The sequence below is a fragment of the Bythopirellula superficialaquae genome, assembly GCF_059632245.1.
In genome coordinates, this window is the sequence record NZ_CP197426.1 from 4,406,789 (window position 1) to 4,423,529 (window position 16,741).

The 16,741-nt window shown below is 54.2% G+C and carries 11 protein-coding genes and 1 tRNA gene; 8 read left to right on the forward strand and 4 right to left on the reverse strand.

The window, feature by feature from the left end; translation table 11 throughout:
• The first annotated feature begins 86 nt into the window (after positions 1 to 86).
• From SH678x_RS18215 to SH678x_RS18245, 7 genes are all read left to right on the forward strand, one after another.
• Positions 87 to 159 (forward strand) — tRNA-Gly (locus SH678x_RS18215).
• Between the two features lie 230 nt (positions 160 to 389).
• On the forward strand, positions 390 to 1,898 hold the full coding sequence (tig, locus tag SH678x_RS18220) for a trigger factor (protein ID WP_496919880.1): 1,509 nt from the start codon (positions 390 to 392) through the stop codon (positions 1,896 to 1,898).
• 119 nt (positions 1,899 to 2,017) lie between these two features.
• Positions 2,018 to 2,674 carry a ClpP family protease gene (locus SH678x_RS18225; protein ID WP_496919881.1) on the forward strand — a complete coding sequence of 219 codons (657 nt, stop codon included), beginning with the start codon at positions 2,018 to 2,020 and terminating at the stop codon, positions 2,672 to 2,674.
• Between the two features lie 83 nt (positions 2,675 to 2,757).
• Entirely contained in the window at positions 2,758 to 3,357 is a 600-nt protein-coding gene (locus SH678x_RS18230; protein WP_496919882.1) for an ATP-dependent Clp protease proteolytic subunit, read from the forward strand.
• Positions 3,358 to 3,541: 184 nt separating this feature from the next.
• The gene (locus SH678x_RS18235) at positions 3,542 to 4,966 is read left to right on the forward strand and encodes a hypothetical protein (RefSeq protein WP_496919883.1); all 1,425 of its coding nucleotides are present in this window, start codon (positions 3,542 to 3,544) and stop codon (positions 4,964 to 4,966) included.
• Positions 4,967 to 5,097: 131 nt separating this feature from the next.
• The gene (locus tag SH678x_RS18240) at positions 5,098 to 6,588 is read left to right on the forward strand and encodes a hypothetical protein (RefSeq protein ID WP_496919884.1); all 1,491 of its coding nucleotides are present in this window, start codon (positions 5,098 to 5,100) and stop codon (positions 6,586 to 6,588) included.
• Positions 6,589 to 6,937: 349 nt separating this feature from the next.
• Positions 6,938 to 7,489: a helix-turn-helix transcriptional regulator gene (locus SH678x_RS18245; protein WP_496919885.1), complete on the forward strand. Its 552-nt coding sequence runs from the start codon at positions 6,938 to 6,940 to the stop codon at positions 7,487 to 7,489.
• Positions 7,490 to 7,619: 130 nt separating this feature from the next.
• Here SH678x_RS18245 and gap read toward each other — a convergent pair whose 3' ends face one another.
• Positions 7,620 to 8,642: a type I glyceraldehyde-3-phosphate dehydrogenase gene (gene gap, locus SH678x_RS18250; RefSeq protein ID WP_496919886.1), complete on the reverse strand. Its 1,023-nt coding sequence runs from the start codon at positions 8,640 to 8,642 to the stop codon at positions 7,620 to 7,622.
• Between the two features lie 251 nt (positions 8,643 to 8,893).
• Between gap and SH678x_RS18255 the strand changes: the two genes are divergently transcribed.
• On the forward strand, positions 8,894 to 9,676 hold the full coding sequence (locus SH678x_RS18255) for a class I SAM-dependent methyltransferase (RefSeq protein ID WP_496919887.1): 783 nt from the start codon (positions 8,894 to 8,896) through the stop codon (positions 9,674 to 9,676).
• Here SH678x_RS18255 and SH678x_RS18260 read toward each other — a convergent pair whose 3' ends face one another.
• From SH678x_RS18260 to SH678x_RS18270, 3 genes are all read right to left on the reverse strand, one after another.
• Positions 9,677 to 12,982: a sulfatase-like hydrolase/transferase gene (locus SH678x_RS18260; RefSeq protein ID WP_496919888.1), complete on the reverse strand. Its 3,306-nt coding sequence runs from the start codon at positions 12,980 to 12,982 to the stop codon at positions 9,677 to 9,679.
• 147 nt (positions 12,983 to 13,129) lie between these two features.
• Complete coding sequence (locus SH678x_RS18265) at positions 13,130 to 14,797, reverse strand: PQQ-dependent sugar dehydrogenase (protein ID WP_496919889.1); 1,668 nt, start codon at positions 14,795 to 14,797, stop codon at positions 13,130 to 13,132.
• 193 nt (positions 14,798 to 14,990) lie between these two features.
• Entirely contained in the window at positions 14,991 to 16,499 is a 1,509-nt protein-coding gene (locus SH678x_RS18270) for a hypothetical protein (protein ID WP_496919890.1), read from the reverse strand.
• Positions 16,500 to 16,741 lie beyond the last annotated feature (242 nt).

Here is a 16,741-nt window from a genome sequence, read left to right on the forward strand (position 1 = left end):
TGCGTGATGGCGTGAGGGGCCTATAATTCGGAGATTGTTTGTGGGGGACCTTCCGGTCAGGGAGAGTTGCTTCCGCAAACCAAACTGCGGGTGTAGCTCAGTTGGTAGAGCACGACGTTGCCAACGTCGTTGTCGTCGGTTCGAACCCGATCACCCGCTCTCGGCGAAATCTGACTCAATAAATTTTTTGAGTACAAAAGCCGGACTTTTTGAGAACAAAAAGCTCCGTTTTGAGTGGATTATTGCCACAAGAATCTGCATTTATGGAGCCCGCCTCCCGATTATTGCCTTCCCGCAGAGTGGGCAGAATTGGTCGCGGGCTTTGATTTTTTTCAGAGGCTGCCTTACCTCGTAGGGCCCCGAAAATCACGATTTTAGGCTGGAAGACCATGGCTAAGAAGAAACAGGACGAACTGGAATCCGATACCCTCACCGCCGAAGCACCGGCCGACATCGAACAAGGGGGCGAAGAGGAAAGCACGCCGCTGAAACTCGAGGTTCAAATCGCCAGCCCCAGCGCCTGCGAGCGTCACGTGACCGTGACCGTGTCGCGCGAGGATATCGACCGCTATCTAAACGATGCCTACAGCGAATTGATGCCCTCGGCCAATGTGCCGGGCTTCCGCATCGGCCGCGCCCCCCGCAAGCTCGTGGAAAGCAAATTCCGCAAGGAAGTGGGCGAACAGATCAAAGGCTCATTGTTGCTCGACAGCTTGAGCCAAATCAGCGACGAACAGAAGTTCACCGCGATCAGCGAGCCCGATTTGAAGCTCGATTCCATCGAAGTCCCCGAAGACGGGCCGATGACGTTCGAGTTCGATATCGAAGTGCGTCCCGAATTTGAAATGCCCAAGTGGAAGGGTGCCAAGCTGGAACGCCCGGTCCGCGAGTTCACTCCCGCCGATGTCGAGCAGCACTTGGAAAAGATGTTGACCCGCTTCGGCCAATTGGTTCCGTTCGACGGCGCAGCCAGCGAAGGGGACTTCCTCACCGTGAATCTCTCGACGAGCTACGATGGCGAGCAGCTTGAAAAAGAAGAAGAACGCGTGTTGCGGATTCGCCCGACCTTGAGCTTCCGCGACGGCGAAATCAAGGATTTCGACAAGTTGATGGCTGGCGTCAAAGCTGGTGATAGCCGCTCGGCGGAAGTCGAGCTCATGCAAGACGCCCCCAACGAAGCACTGCGTGGCAAGAAGGTGAAGGTCGATTTCGAAGTCTTGGAAGTCAAGAAGTTGAAACTGCCAGAACTGACCGAAGATTTCCTCTCGGAAATGGGTGGTTTCAAGACCGAAGGGGATCTCAAGGACGCGATCAAAGCCAACTTGCAGCGTCAGCTCGAATACGATCAACAACAAAAGATTCGCTCGCAGATTTCGGCCCTGTTGACTAAGGCCGCCGACTGGGATTTGCCCCCCGGCTTGCTGAAACGTCAAAGCGCCCGCGAATTGGAACGCACGGTCATGGAATTGCGTCGTGCCGGTTTCAGCGAAGCCGAAATTCGCGCCCGCGAAAACCTGCTTCGCCAAAACAGCGCGGCCTCGACGGCTCGCAGCTTGAAGGAGCACTTCATTCTTGAGCGCATCGCCGAAGAAGAAAGCATCGAAGCCGAAGAAGGAGATTTCGAAAAGGAAATCTTCCTGATCGCCATGCAAAGCGGGGAATCACCTCGTCGCGTGCGGGCTCAGATCGAAAAGCGCGGCCTGATGGACGTTCTGCAAAACCAGATCATCGAGCGCAAAGTGCTGGAGCTTGTGCAATCGAACGCTAAGTTCACCGACAAGCCTCATGAACCCGAAAATCTAGATGTCGAAGCGCTGCATCTGGCTGCCGGTGGTGGCGAAGCCGCGGCTTCGATTCCCGAGGCAAAAGAAGCAGCCGCCGAGAGCACTGAAGCTTGAGCGATAAAGCTTGAACATAGCCGCAGGCACTGGTCAGCGGTAAAATTGGGGTGACAACCGGAGGCGTCTGCCGACGGCTCGCATGCTAGGAAAAGATTACCCCTGTTGAAGGAGTAGCAATGAAATATAACGCGTCGCCTGCTTACCCACCCCATTTCGATCCGCAATTGGCCGCGGCCATGCGCGACTATCAACGCCAGCGTCAAATGACGCTCGGCGATTTGCTGCTCGAAAACCGGGTCATCTTCCTACAAGGCGAGATTTACGACGGCAACGCCAACGAATTGGTGATGAAGCTCTTGTATTTGCAGAGCGAAAATCGCCGCAAGGATATTCACTTCTACATCAATTCACCCGGCGGGAGCGTCACTTCCACGCTTGCCATTTACGACACGATGCAGATGATTTCCTGCCCCGTGGCGACCTACTGCGTGGGCCTCGCGGCGAGCGGTGGTGCGGTCCTGTTGGCCGGTGGCGAAAAGGGGAAGCGTTTCTCGCTCAAGCACGCCAAGGTGATGATTCATCAACCCCACGGCGGCGTCGGCGGGCAAGTTTCCGACATCGAGATCCAGGCCAACGAGATCATCAAGACTCGCGAAATTCTCAACGGCATCTTGGCCGAGCACACCGGCAAGACCGTGCAAGAGGTTCACAAAGCCTGTGACCGCGACTACTACATGTCGGCCTCGGAAGCCAAGGAATTCGGCCTCGTCGACGACATCCTGCTCAAGCAGCCTTCTTTGGGCGGCGGGCCTGAAGAAGACGACGATGATTGATCATTGGTTGTTGCTCGCGTTCGCAAACCAAAGTTCAATTTGGCAATTTGAGATTTGAAATTCCCTAGAAACGGATTGCTGTTATGTCGCTGATACCATTCGTGATTGAAAAGTCGGGCCGCGAAGAGCGGGCCATGGACATTTACAGTCGGCTGCTCAAGGACCGCATCATTTTGATGGGCTCGGGCGTGAATGACGACGTGGCCAACAGCATCGTTGCACAGCTCCTGTTCCTGCAATCCGACGATCCCAAGGCGGATATCCATTTCTATATCAATTCGCCCGGTGGCAGCGTCACCGCGGGCATGGCGATCTACGACACCATGCAGTTCGTCACCTGCGATGTGGCCACCTATTGCCTGGGCCAAGCGGCTTCGATGGGAGCTTTGTTGCTAGCAGCTGGTGCTGCCGGCAAACGATTCGCGCTCCCCAATTCGCGAATCATGATCCACCAACCTTCCGCTGGCATGGAAGGGACGGCCGAGGACATCATGATTCACGCCACCGAATATCGCAAAACCAAGGACAAGCTCAACCGGATTTTGCTCGAACATACGGGCCAAACCTTGGAGCAAATCGAACGCGATACCGACCGCGACCACTTCATGTCGGCGGCCGAGGCGGCTGAGTATCGCATCATTGATAAAGTCGTCGAAAAAATGGAACTCCCCAAGCCAGCCTAAGCCGGTTTTAGGGTTCTCTCTTTGCTAGCACAGCCGCGTTTCGCTTGACGCCGCTGGGGCATTTCCCTATTTCTTCCCCGCCAGAAATGGTCGTGGCGGGTGTTTGCGCAGTGACTGCGCCGCCTGCTCGTTAGTCGGGAACCTTTTCTCATCTGAAACTCTCGGGTTTCATACGAGCAACATAATGGCACACGCTCACTCATCGTCGAAACAGCAGGGGCTGCGCGGCATGGACATCATCATGGCAGTGGCGCTCTGCGCCGGCATCTTATCCAACAACGGTTGCCGCACGGCTCGCGACAATCAAATCGATATCCTCGAAAGCGAATTGCGCACCCAGGAAGATTACATTTACGAGCTGGAAAACTATATCGTCGAGTATTCCGAAAAGCTCCGCCAATATCGCTGCGCTCAAATGGAAACGGTGATCATCGACAACAACTCCTCGGAGCCGGATCTCGCAATTCCCCCGCGCTCGCGTAGCAACACCTCGGGCCCCACGAGTAAAGAGCTGCTCAAATCACTCGATAAGCCACAAACCAACCCCGAACCCTCGGTCACGACACCCGAGCCGCCGTTGGAAGAGCTGAACGAATCGCCCGAGAATCTAGAGATTCCCGAACTAGAAATCGGCGAGCCCATCGGTGCCACGGAAGAATTCTACGACAATGCCACGCCGCTGGCGGAAGCCGCGATAGAAGGCACACTGCTGGCCAATGGTGCATTCATTCCCGATCCGAGCGCGTATCAAGTCGCCGCCCTGGAAGAAACCACCGCTGAAGAAGAACTTTACGTCGAAGAACCGGAAGTCGATGTTCCGCCACTGGAAGAAGAAACCACTGAAGTCGTTGAACAAGAAGCCGTAGGCGATTCTGTCGAACCGTTTGAAGAAGACATTACCCCCACAAAGGGTCGTGCCCCCGAGCGATTGGTCGTCTCCCACGTGTTCCGCAACAGTTCGGAAACCGAGGATACAACGAGCTTGTTGTCGGTCGTGGAAGCTCGTGATGCGAGCAACGAGCCAGCCGACTTCAACGGCAAAGTCTCCCTGATGGTTATGCGCGTTGGCGAAGAGAAGCCTCAGCGCGTGAAACGCTGGGACTTCACGCCGGAAGAAACCAATGCCGCTTGGCAATCGTCGAATCTAGGAGACGGCTTGCATCTGGAATTACCGCTTGAAGGGGTTGAGCTACCCGCGGGTTCGCTGGAATTGTGGGTCCGTTTGGAAACGACCGACGGCCGCAAACTGCTTTCGCAGCTGGCCTTTGACCAAACGACCCTTGTAAGCATCGACCAAGCGGAAGAACATCTGGCCGAGGTGGATGATAAGGTCGACGGGGCGTCACACATCACGTCGGCGAATCCCCTGCGCGGCACCAAGCCGGTAATCAAAACGTCGCCCTTGAGCCAAGCGGACGCGGAACCCAAGTCCGAGCCCCAATGGCGAGCCGCCACGCATTACAGCACCAACGGCACAAGCAGCGGCTTTGCCACAACGGCCAGCGCACAGCAATGGTCGTCACGCCCGATTGGCAGTAAGGCAGCAACTACTCCGGCGGCCGATGCCAAGCCTACAGACCCGCAGCACCAATGGCGGGCTCGCAAATAATAGCGTTTCCTGCGTAGGTTTTGAAATCCTCTCGTCGCCGGTGATAGTAGCCAGCTCTCTAGGTCGCTACAATCAGTGCGCACACCCTTTGTGCGTCACTTCTCTTGCCGCCAGACTTCGCGAGGTTCACTATGCGCGCTTGCTTTCGTGTCGGGTTATCCGTGATTCTTTTTGGTTGTCTCTCACTGACACTTCAAGCGAGTGAGTTTGATCCTTTGCTGCTGAAGGTTCCCGCTTCCGCCAATGCGCTCGTGATGATCGACGTGGAAAAGACGCTCTCTAGCGAGCTTGCCCAACAAGAAGGTTGGGGACAAAAGCTTGAGCTCGCTTACGTCAATCGGCCCGTGTTTCTGCCGCCTGAGGCCAGCCGCTTGGTGATCGCCGCCGCTCTGCAACCCACGGCCGACTTTGCCCAGCTATGGGAAGTGGGCATCATGCAACTCACCGAGCCGCTCTCGATGCGAGCCATCGCACGCAGTGAAGGGGGCTACGTCGACACGATCGACGACCTCCCCGCGGCATGGACCCCCAGCGATGCTTACTTTGTCGACTTTGGTCAGAATGTCCTCGGCGTGCTATTTCCTGCCGAGCGGCAGTTTGTCTCACACTGGGTGAAGAAGGCTAAGGCCAGCACCACGAATCAGCTTAGCGGATATTTAGAAGAAGCTTCGCGGCTCACCAACGAACAGATTCAAGTTTTGCTGGCCATCGATCTCGCCGACGTGGTGCAGCCGCACTCGGCCCAGCAGCGCATCGAAGATTCGCCCCTGTTTCAGAAGGCCAATTTGACCCCCGCCGAGGTGCTGCCAATTTTGACCAGCCTGCGCGGCGCCACCTTGCGCATTGCGGTCGGCAAAACAGCCCAAGCCCAATTGCGGATCGACTTTGGTACCGACATTACGCCCATCAAGGCAATCGCCAAGGAACTGGTCTTCGCCGTGCTCGACGATTTTGGGGCCAACGTAGCCGGCATGCAGTCGTGGACAATCGAAGTCAAAGACAAGGCCATTCACATGCAGGGGCCGCTTTCGCAAGACGATCTGCGGCGCGTGTTCAGCGTGATCGAGCTGCCGTCCACCAAGTTCAGCACGCTCAAGGATACGACCGGTGAGGGCCAACCGACCGAGGAAGCTTCGGAAAGCGTAATGCGCGATAGTTCGATCACGTACTACCGTTCGATCGACGTGCTCATCAAAGATCTCCGCCGCGAACTGCGGGGCAATAAAGCCTCGGCGGCGGTGATGGAGCGTTACGCCCGCAAGATCGACCGCATGCCAATTTTGAATGTCGATAAGGAGTTGCTCGATTACGGCGGGAAAGTCGCCAACACGCTCCGCGGAATGGCCCTCACCAAACGGCAAGGGGGCGTGGCTTACGGCGTGGACACCGCAGGAATGGGTGGCGGCGGGTACGCCAACTACTCGGTTAGTTACGGTTATTTTGGTAACGAAATCGGTGATCCCTACGCCGGCGCACGAACAAGCGCCGCTGACCGGGCGAGCATGAAAGCCAGTGCCATGGCTGATGCCAACTACGCCCGCGTGGAAGGCTTCAAAGGGATCGAAGAAGCGACCGCCGACATTCGGCGCAAGATGACTGAGAAGTATCACGTGGAGTTTTGAGAAAGATGGTGATATCAGGCAGACGCAAGCGGCCGCTAGAAATGGTGTTGACATTTGTCACCGGCAACCGATAATTAATTAAAATAGTTATGGCTAGGCCGCGACATCCCAACAAAGAAATCGAAGCTGCTGTGCAGTACGCGATCTCAAAAGGGTGGCGTTGGCAAAAGGCATCGGCACACGCGTGGGGACGCTTGCTATGTCCTCTGGAAGATCGCACTGGCTGCAAAATCTCTGTGAACTCGACTCCGCGAAATACTCATGCCCATGCTGAGAGAATCCATAAGGTTGTTGATAGCTGCCCGCACAAGAAGTTCACTCGCTGAATACTTTTAGAATAGAATTCGATATGGTCAGGTCTAAAAAAGAGCAGAACGTTTACTCGTTTACGTTGATTCTTGCAGGAGACGTCTCCCTGGAAGAATTAGAGGCCTCAATTTATGGAGCTGGCTGTGACGACACTCTCGTGGGCATGCGCAATGGAATCGCGTTTGTAGATTTTGACCGAGAGGCTGAATCGCTATCCGCTGCGATTATGTCGGCCATCGACGACATTAAGGCCATCAAAGGTGCTACTGTTCTCCGAATCGAGCCGGATGATTTGGTGAATATGTCGGAGATTGCCGCCCGGCTTAATCAATCACGCGAGAGCATTCGCAAATATATTAATAACGAACGCCGTGCAGGAGGCTTTCCGGCGCCGATTTCTAACGTGACGGGGCGCTCGATGCGTTGGCGGTGGAATGAAGTTGCCAAGTGGCTGATCGCCAACGGCAAGCTTGCCGATGATCACACGCTGCGTGAGGCGACGCTTGTTTCGAAGCTTAACGCGGCACTGGAACTCCGACGAATGACTTCCAGCAAGAAGGAGCTGCGCGAAGTGTTGCACCTGGTCGAATAAGCTATTCCCGGATCGTGTGGCGATCCGGCTAAGGAAATATGCCAGTCAACAAAAAAACCTCGGCCCAATTGGACCGAGGTTTTTGTAATATCTTTTACTGGTTTCTAACCTGCGCGGGAATTACCGTGATTTACCACTTGCCGATGCGGGCGATCAGGTCGGCGGTGCGGCAGCTGTAGCCCCATTCGTTGTCGTACCAGCTCACGACCTTGAGCATGTTGCCGTCCATGACTTGCGTCCAGTCGGCGGCAAACAACGAGCTGCGATCGTCACCAATGATGTCGGTCGAGCAGATCGGGTCTTCGGTGTAACCCAAGAAGCCCTTGAGCGGACCGGATTCGGCGGCGGCCTTCATCGCGGCGTTCACTTCTTCCTTGGTCACGTTCTTTTCCATGATGCAGGTCAGGTCGACCACGCTGCCGGTTGGCACGGGCACGCGAAGCGAAATGCCGGTCAGCTTGCCTTGCAGGGCGGGGATTACCAAGCCCACGGCCTTAGCGGCACCGGTCGAAGTTGGAATGATATTCTGAGCGGCGCTCCGGGCACGATAAGGATCTTGGTGAGGCTGATCCTGAGTCGGCTGATCGTTGGTGTAGGCATGCACGGTGGTCATGAGACCTTTCACAATGCCAAACTTTTCGTGCAGCACCTTGGCCACGGGAGCCAAGCAGTTCGTCGTGCAGCTGGCGTTGGAAATGCACTTCAGGTCGGGGGTCAGCTTGTCGTCGTTGACGCCCAACACACAGGTCAGGTCGGCACCGTCCTTGGCGGGGGCACTGAGCACAACACGCTTGGCACCGGCTTCCAGGTGGGTGTCGTAACCGGCTTTGCCGTCTTTGGCACGACCGGTGAAAATGCCGGTGCTTTCGACGACCACGTCGACGCCCATCTCGCCCCAGGGGAGCTCAGCCGGATTGCGAACCGCGAGGGCCTTGATCTTCTTGCCGTCAACGATCAGATGCTCGGCATCGTGCGCGACGGTGCCCGGGAAACGGCGGTGCGTGCTGTCGTATTTCAGCAACGTGGCCAACATTTGATTGTCGGTCAGGTCGTTGATTGCCACGACCTCGAACTCGCTCGACCGGGCGTGCAGATTGCGGAACGTGAGACGGCCAATGCGTCCAAACCCGTTGATTGCTACTCGAATTGCCACTCTATTTTCTCCTTTGCGATTTGGAAAATCGACCGTCGCGGCCCCTCAGGGGGCTCGACGAACATAATATAAAACTCGGCCTTCGGCGGGCGCGTTCACCCTGCTGGCCGTGGTGGGTGAAAACCAAACCGCTGATTATACTGCGGTCACAATGAAGCCACAATTGGCTGAATTTTGCTGAGAATTGCCGGTGCTATACCTTTTGCTGCCCAACATTTCGAAACGGTAATTCTGCCAATCAAAGGCTGACGATGCCCGAACATGACCGACCAACCTGGAAGCTCCCCGCCGGGGTGTCACGCGCGACGTGGGATTACGTGCATCACCCTTCCATCGCCGACGACTACGACGATTACTTCGCCTTCAACACGCTGTTCGAACATGACGAGCGGGTTCTGGCTGAAAGCTTTCGCACATTGGGTCTCGTTGCTGATTTAGGCTGTGGCACAGGCCGAGCGCTCGTGCCCCTCGTGCGCGCCGGCCATCGAGGACTGGCCGTCGATTTGTCGCAGCACATGTTGCGCATCGTGCAAGAGAAGGCGGGAATCGAACAACTACCGATTCAATGCGTGCAAGCGAATCTTGTAGAACTCGATTGTCTCGCAGATCAGTCGGTGGAAAACGCGATGTGCATGTTCAGCACGTTGGGTATGATTCGCGGCCGAGCCAATCGCCGCTGCGCGCTGCAGCACTTTAGACGAATTTTGAAACCGGGTGGCCGCTTTGTGCTGCACGTCCACAACTATTGGTACAACTTGCGCGACCCCGTCGGACCCTTGTGGCTAGTCAAGAATTTGTGCAGCGCGCCGTTCTCGCGCGACGTCGAGATCGGCGACAAATGGTTTCCGTACCGCGGGCTGCCCAGCATGTTCCTACATGTGTTTCGCTGGCGCGAACTCGCCGCGGATTTGCATGCGGCCGGGTTTCAGATCGCCAAGCGAATTCCCCTCGACATGGCACGCCGTGATCCCTTGAAGCACGCGTGGTTCTGCGAATGGTTCCGCGCGAACGGTTGGATCGTCGTGTGTGAGTGATTAGGCTAGACGACGACGGAACAATAATCCGATGGCGAGCAAGCTGTTGCCGAGGAGTAAAGAGCTTGGCTCGGGAACAGATAACCCAGCGAGTTGAGTGTGGTTTTTCGCGTTTCTCTGCCAGTACAGAAAATCGCGACCATCACTATCGCCATCGCCGTTGGAATCGCCGCCGTCGTCCACTCCATAGGAAGCTTGCCAAGTGGCGAGATCCGCCGAATCAACGATTCCGTCGCCATTAAAATCCGTCGTGGCGGCATGAAATTGTCTTTGCCACAGCAAGAAATCTCGGCCATCGGTGTCGCCATCCCCGTCGGCATCACCTTGATTATTGTGGCCGAAAGAAGTGTGCCAAATTTCAAGGTCGAGTGCATCGACCAAGAAATCGTCATTGAAATCGGCATTGGGGGGATCGGGTAAAAACTGCCGCTGCCAGATCAAGAAATCACGGCCATCAGTGTCACCGTCGCCATCGGCGTCCGCACCCGCATCAAGACCGTAGGACGATTGCCAAGCAACCAAATCGGTACTGTCGAGTCGGCCGTCGCCATTCAAATCTGCAGATGGACCTGTTGGAGCAACTACTGTCGTCAAAACACGAAATTGAAGCATCGAGTCATTCTGCACCGCGAGGTCGAAAGAAATCGTTTGCCGATCTGAGCCAAATTCCAAACTACTTCCATGGCCGAAACCGAATCCTCGGGTATTCTCGTTGCCATAGTTTCCGAGCGAACCCAGTACACTATCTGTCTCTGCAAGGAGTTCAGACTCCCAAATGACGCCCAGGATTCGGCCACTGAAGGTCAGCGACCCCGTCACGTTGCTTATATCTGAACCAACTTCCTCCGGATCGAAATGGAACAAATAACTGGAAAATGTCGTACCTGCTGCCAACACGCCAGGTGTTCCTAACACATTTTGGTCGAGTGTTGTTGCACCGTTTATCAAACTATCAACCGCCAATGATGTATCAAGTGTGTCAACGCGTTCCTGCATGACCAACAGATTCGGCGATGTGAGCTCGCTGAAACTGACGTTCGCGGGGCGTACCGCCGGGAACGCGATATCACCGCTCTGTGAGTGCGACCCAAAATCAACGGGATGCAATTTTGCATTGTAGTTGGCTAGAATTTGTTCTGAGGCAACGGAGAAGTTGTTGAACCGCATCGAAGCCACTTGCCCGCGCAACCCACCAACAAAGGGCAACTGTCCCGTGCCACCGTTACCACCCACGCTTTCCCCAGCCATTTGCCCCAAGCCCGCCAAATCATAGTCATCCCACCGCAAGCTCTCATCGGCACCAAGCAGGCCAGTCAATCGTCCAACAGAAGCCCCATTCACGAACAGTTCGGCGTAGCGATCATTGGAATTGTCGCTGAATATAGCCGCGACGTGAACAAAATCTGCCAAAGGATTCGCGAAGCGATCGAGCGGTGCAGTGATGGTCAAATCTCTTAACACTCCTTCCGCACCCGTGTTGGTCCCTGCCCTGCCCAGAATACGCAGGCGAAGGTCGTTCTTTACACCATCTGAGTCGGCATCACCAACCGTCAGCGATAATCCGCTTTCCTCACCTCCCGTTTCAAACAGAATTTGATCGTGAGCGAGTGAATCCAAACGCACCCAAAATTCCATCGATGCCGATCGATCGAGGTCAGGCGTGCCGGAATTAGGACTGTTTCTTCTTGGGCCACGATCACCCACGTGAAAAAACAGCTTTTCCATTCCGTCGTTACCGTCGAAATGATATGCAAGCTCCGACAATCCTGGTTGATAATGCTCGGTCTCCTGGAGTTGGGGCGCGTCGGTTTCAGTACCCAATTTCCAGATTTCACGACCTTTGTACTTAAGATCGATTGTTGACCGCCAGTTCTTTACTTCTTCACCTGGTGCAGAAGCATCCCAATTCATGGATGCCGGGGCTTTTACGTCGTAGGCAAACGAGGCATCAACGGTTTCTAAATAAGTGTTCAGCTTTGTGAGCAATTCAGCCGTTTTCTGGGGCATGGTGCTCGCCAGATTAGTGGTTTCGGAAATGTCGTTCGTAATGTTGTAGAGAAAAACGCTATCCGAACCGCCGTTCTCGCCATATTCAAGAAACAGCTTATAATCGCCGTCACGAATTGCTGAGGACGGTTTAACGCGAAAACTTTTGCTAGGCCCAAAATTTTGAGGCCAATGCCAATAAAGCTCGCCTCCCTCATGAAAATTCCGTGCGAGATGATCAGTCCCTTCAGGCAAGCTACCGCTGTTAAAAAGGACAGGAGTCAAATCGGCTCCTTCCACATTAGCGGGTAAAGCGTCATGAAATCCAGTCAATCTCGCAACTGTCGAGTAGAGATCGGTGGTTGTCACGGGAACGTCGCTGAAACTACCTTTCGCAATCCCTGGGCCATCGATCATGAAAGGCACACGAATTCCACCTTCACGTAGGGTCGACTTGCCTCGATAAAGGGGTAAACTGCTGCTCAGCCCGAGAGGCGCTCCATTATCCGAGGTGTAGATAATATAGGTGTTCTCGCGAATTCCGAGTTGGTCGAGTTTGTCGAGAACCATCCCAAAAGATGTGTCCAGATCTTCGGTCATGGCTGCATACTCGGGATTGGCATGAATCGAACCCGGAGGCAACGCCGCATATTTGTCGCGAATTTCCGGACGCGACTCAACGGGGTCATGCACGGCATAGTGCGATAACTGCAGAAAAAACGGCTTTTCCGCTTGAACGCTTTCTTCAATGAAGATGTTAGCCGATTCCGCCAAATGAAAAACGCGCTTGGGATCAATCGCCGCTGAAGCATATGCACCTTTGCGAACGCTAGTGTCATAGCCCACATCTTCTGGGAAAAGCTGCGACGAGGGATCAAGGTGCCACTTGCCAAAATGTGCCGTTGTGTAGTCGGGATTCGCCTGTTTAACAATCAGCGGGAGAGAAAAAATATCGGACTGAAGTGGTTCACCGGCGGGTGGCGTCAGCGGCAATCCTTCTTGGTGACCGGCCCAACGTTCGTGACCGGGGTAGGAAATTGGTAGGTCCGTCATCTGCAGCTGAGCCGGACTTTGTCCGGTGAGAATTGCCGCTCGTGTTGGGGAACACATCGATTGCGAAGCGTAACCGTTGTAGAACCGCATCGCGTTGGCGGCAAATTCTTCTAGCCGCGGCGTTTGATAGAAATCACTTTTTGAATTCGGCATCTCAGGATGCATTTGCACCGACGTGCCGTTCCAAGCCTGGTCATCGATCAAAACGAGCAAAATATTCGGTGCCGAGGCTGCCCGCAAATGGCACGGCTGAAGCAATATGAACATCAGCGCAAGGGCGTGACGAATTCCGAATAAAAAGAATCGACGACAGTTTCTGAGCTTTGTGAATCGGCGCACCTTCCTACTGACCCTGCCGACATGAAACGCCGAGAGTCCCCTGCTGCTCGCCCCCAGGTACGACAAAGGCATTATCTAATTGCAACCATGCAATGATGTACGGCGCGAGGCGAACCCACAAGCCAACAACCCGATCAGTACGATCGATGCTGGCTCGGGCACACCCACCACGCTTGAAACAGGTATTCCAGTGCCATAGTTTCGCTGCCAAATCAGAAAATCACGACCGTCACTGTCGCCATCGCCGTCGGCATCCGAATCGCCATTGGTCCCGTAATCACCTTGCCATTGAGCAAGGTCAAGACTATCGACATCGAGATCCCCGTCGAAGTCTCCGGGGGGGCTCAAGTTAACTACGGATTGAATCTTGTAGATAGTCAACTTGTTGGCTTCCTCGCCCATGACGTAGATTTCTCCGGCATCGTCCACGCCGAAGCTGTACAGGGTGATATCTAGGGCAGGCTTGATCGAAGAATGTGAGTCGAAGATCGCCTGGGTACTAGCCGAAAAGCGAAACTCAAAGATCGAGACATCACTCGGGTCACGTAAATTACCCTCGCTGTCGAACGGATCGAGCCAGAACAACCGTCCAGGGCTAGACCCAAAGCCTCCAGTGCCGAAACTAAACTCTCCAAACACATATTTCCCATACAGCTCAGGGATCGACGAACCACGGTAGACAAAACCACCGGTCACCGAACGTCCATCTGCATGGGAATAGTCGGCGATTGGATCGGTCAGCGTGGGTACGGGAGGATCTGGACTGACGGTCCCGGCAATCGCACCCTCCCGATAAGGCCAGCCTAGATTTGCTCCTGCCCCAAATGCACTCACCTCTTCGCGGGCCCCTTGTCCAACGTCGCCAGCAAACGCCAAACCAGAAACGGGATCAACACTCATGCGATAAGGATTGCGCAACCCCAAGGCATAAATTTCATCGATGGCCGATGGGGTTGAAACAAACGGATTGGAAGCGGGGATTCGGTACTGACCGTTGGCGCTGATAGTATCAAGACTTGTGGGCTTCAAAGCGGGTGCCACGGGGTCAATTCGCAAGACCTTACCCTGGATATTGTTTAACGACTGGCTAAGCACTTCTAACCCGGGAGGCGTACCAGTTGTAACGTAAAGATAGCCATCGGGACCGAAATCGAGTGCCCCACCGTTATGAATTCCTTCACGTGGGTGGGCTTCGCGATAAATCTCGCGACGGGTTGTGACATCAACCAAATTGGGATTGCTGGCACTCACTTGCCATTCTGTCAGCACGTTATGATGAGTGACGGTCTCTCCTGGAACGCTGAAAGTCGCAGGCGTAGCAAGATTGGTAATAGTTGAGTGATAAGTGTAGAGCTTGCGGAACCCAGGATCAGTGGGATTAGAGTAGCCGGGGTGAAACACCATACCTAAGAATCCCGCACCGCCCCCCGCTGTCAACACTTCGCTTGAAATGTTGAGAAACGGAGTTGATGATAACTCGACTCCATTATCGAACTTATGAATTCGGCCCTGCAAACCAGCGACAAAATAATCTCCCGAGTTGTCATTCGGGCTACCGAGTGCGGTCGGAAAGCGTAGACCAGAATTCGTGTTGTTGAACACGGGCCGGGAAAGCGTGACTTCCAGATTCCCGAGCTGCACCAGTTGTGCATGCGTAAGCCCTAGGTTCCCGCCGAACATGAGCAGCGTGGCGGTCGCAAGAATTATGAATGATTGTCTATTCAAGAAAGAGATAGATGTCATGGAAAAAAAGCCTCAGGATATCAGCAGTGGTGAGCTCAAAAGGTTGGCGCGGCTTTCCGAGGGTTACCCGCACGCCTGAGAAAACTTTATCTTAAATGATGTCTTCTAAAATAGGCAAGGATTTTCCCCGGAGATTCACACGAATCTAACACTTTCCCCCTAATCTCGGTGCGAGAATCCGTAAAGCCAGAAATTATCTTCTACGAGAACGCAGGAAAGGCAAGTTGATCGCTGCAAAACCAACGACAGCTATCAAACTCGTAGGCTCTGGCACGAGGATGGCCACCACCTCGAACATGTGATTGGAACCGCTGGAATTCGCTCCCAGACGGGTATGCGGGCCATTGGTCACAATGCCGCCAAAAACGTGTCCCAAGACGGTCTCACCACTCGCCAGTTGATCGAAATCTATCACCCCATTTTCGAATACGGCTACGTCAGGAGAAATCAAAAACTCGGCATTCGTACCAAAACGCAGGCGAACTCCCGCGGTGTCGAAGAGTTCAGGAAAATAGCCCAAATGGTGCTGGCTGTAATTTCCTGCCGCGTCGATTTGAATCGAAGTCACGTCGTTAACAAACGGTAAGGCTTGATCGGTCACAACTTGGCCCGTATTGGGGTCAAGAAACTGCAAGCTGATCCCACCGAGCAAAACTTCATGCATCGCGCCGCTGGATTCGGAATACATACCCACTTTGGCCGAATGATAACCATTAAAGCCTTGCTTGAACGTATTGGGGTCATTGGGATCGGCCATTGTAGGTTGGCCATCGGCATCAATTTCGACGGGAACCGTCCAGGCTCCAAACGTGTTCGTAAAAACACCTGACAAGGCCACCAGTTTTTCTTCCGTTCCGCCTAAGCCATCCGGGCTAAGGATGGGCACGATATTGAGATCGCGGCGCCGATAAGCGTCAACAATTGGCGTTGATGAAATATTAGCAACGCTCAAGCTCGTACCGTCGTCGACAATCTCAAAACTACGCACTTGCCGTGTGTAGGTGCCGTCGCCAAAAGGTGTGTAAACTCCCACAAAATCTTGCCCAAAGACCAAATGTGTTTTGCCATCGATTTCGTGCATCGCTCCGCCGGTCACACGGAAGATTGGATCGTGAATCTGCCGTATATTCTCAGCGGCCGAACCGGCACCATTCATGACCCACTCTCCCAGACCGGGCAAATTGATCGCCGAGAGCGCATCAAACGTGCTGAAGTCCACCCCGTTCACAAGAACGCCATATCCGCCAGTCATGTAAAGCGTTTCGCTCTTTTGATAAAACTGGTTGTTGGTGGTCGCCAACGAAAGTATCTGGGCTTCGCTCAGTCCTGACGTCGGATCATCGAGCGGTCGTGACCAACTTTGCTTTGTATCCATATCAACGACCCACACGTCTCGATTCTGATGCTGAACAGGAAAATTCTCTTCCGGGAAAAGTACGGAATCGAATCCATGCATGCCGTTGGTACGCCCTGAAATGAAGAGCCACTTATTGTCAAAGCTGCCCACGGCATACGAATGCAGGGTCGGTAAGTCGACGTTGGAGTAGTCAACTTCGCGCACTTCGATGCGATAGGGAAGCGCGCTCGCAGGCTGTAGTGGTGAAACACTCGCGGTTTGGTTAGCCGCGTACACATTCATCGCGCAGCAGACCGTCAAGAACGACGACGCTAAAGCAAACCGACACCGCTGGACTATTTGCATGAAGATTGTTGCTTTCATAGGCTGGCTGGACGTCTTTCCTAGGCGAATTGCAACCGCTCGTGCGCGCGACAGAAATAATCCCGTTGCGCGATTATCATTGATACCGATGAATAAGCATCGATTCGGATGATTAAGCAGATAACATCGAACTCTCAAAGCGACATTGGATGAATAAATGTCCGCCGGAGCGAAATACTTCGATGTCTAGGAGAGACGGCAGTAGGTCTACCTGTATTGAGACA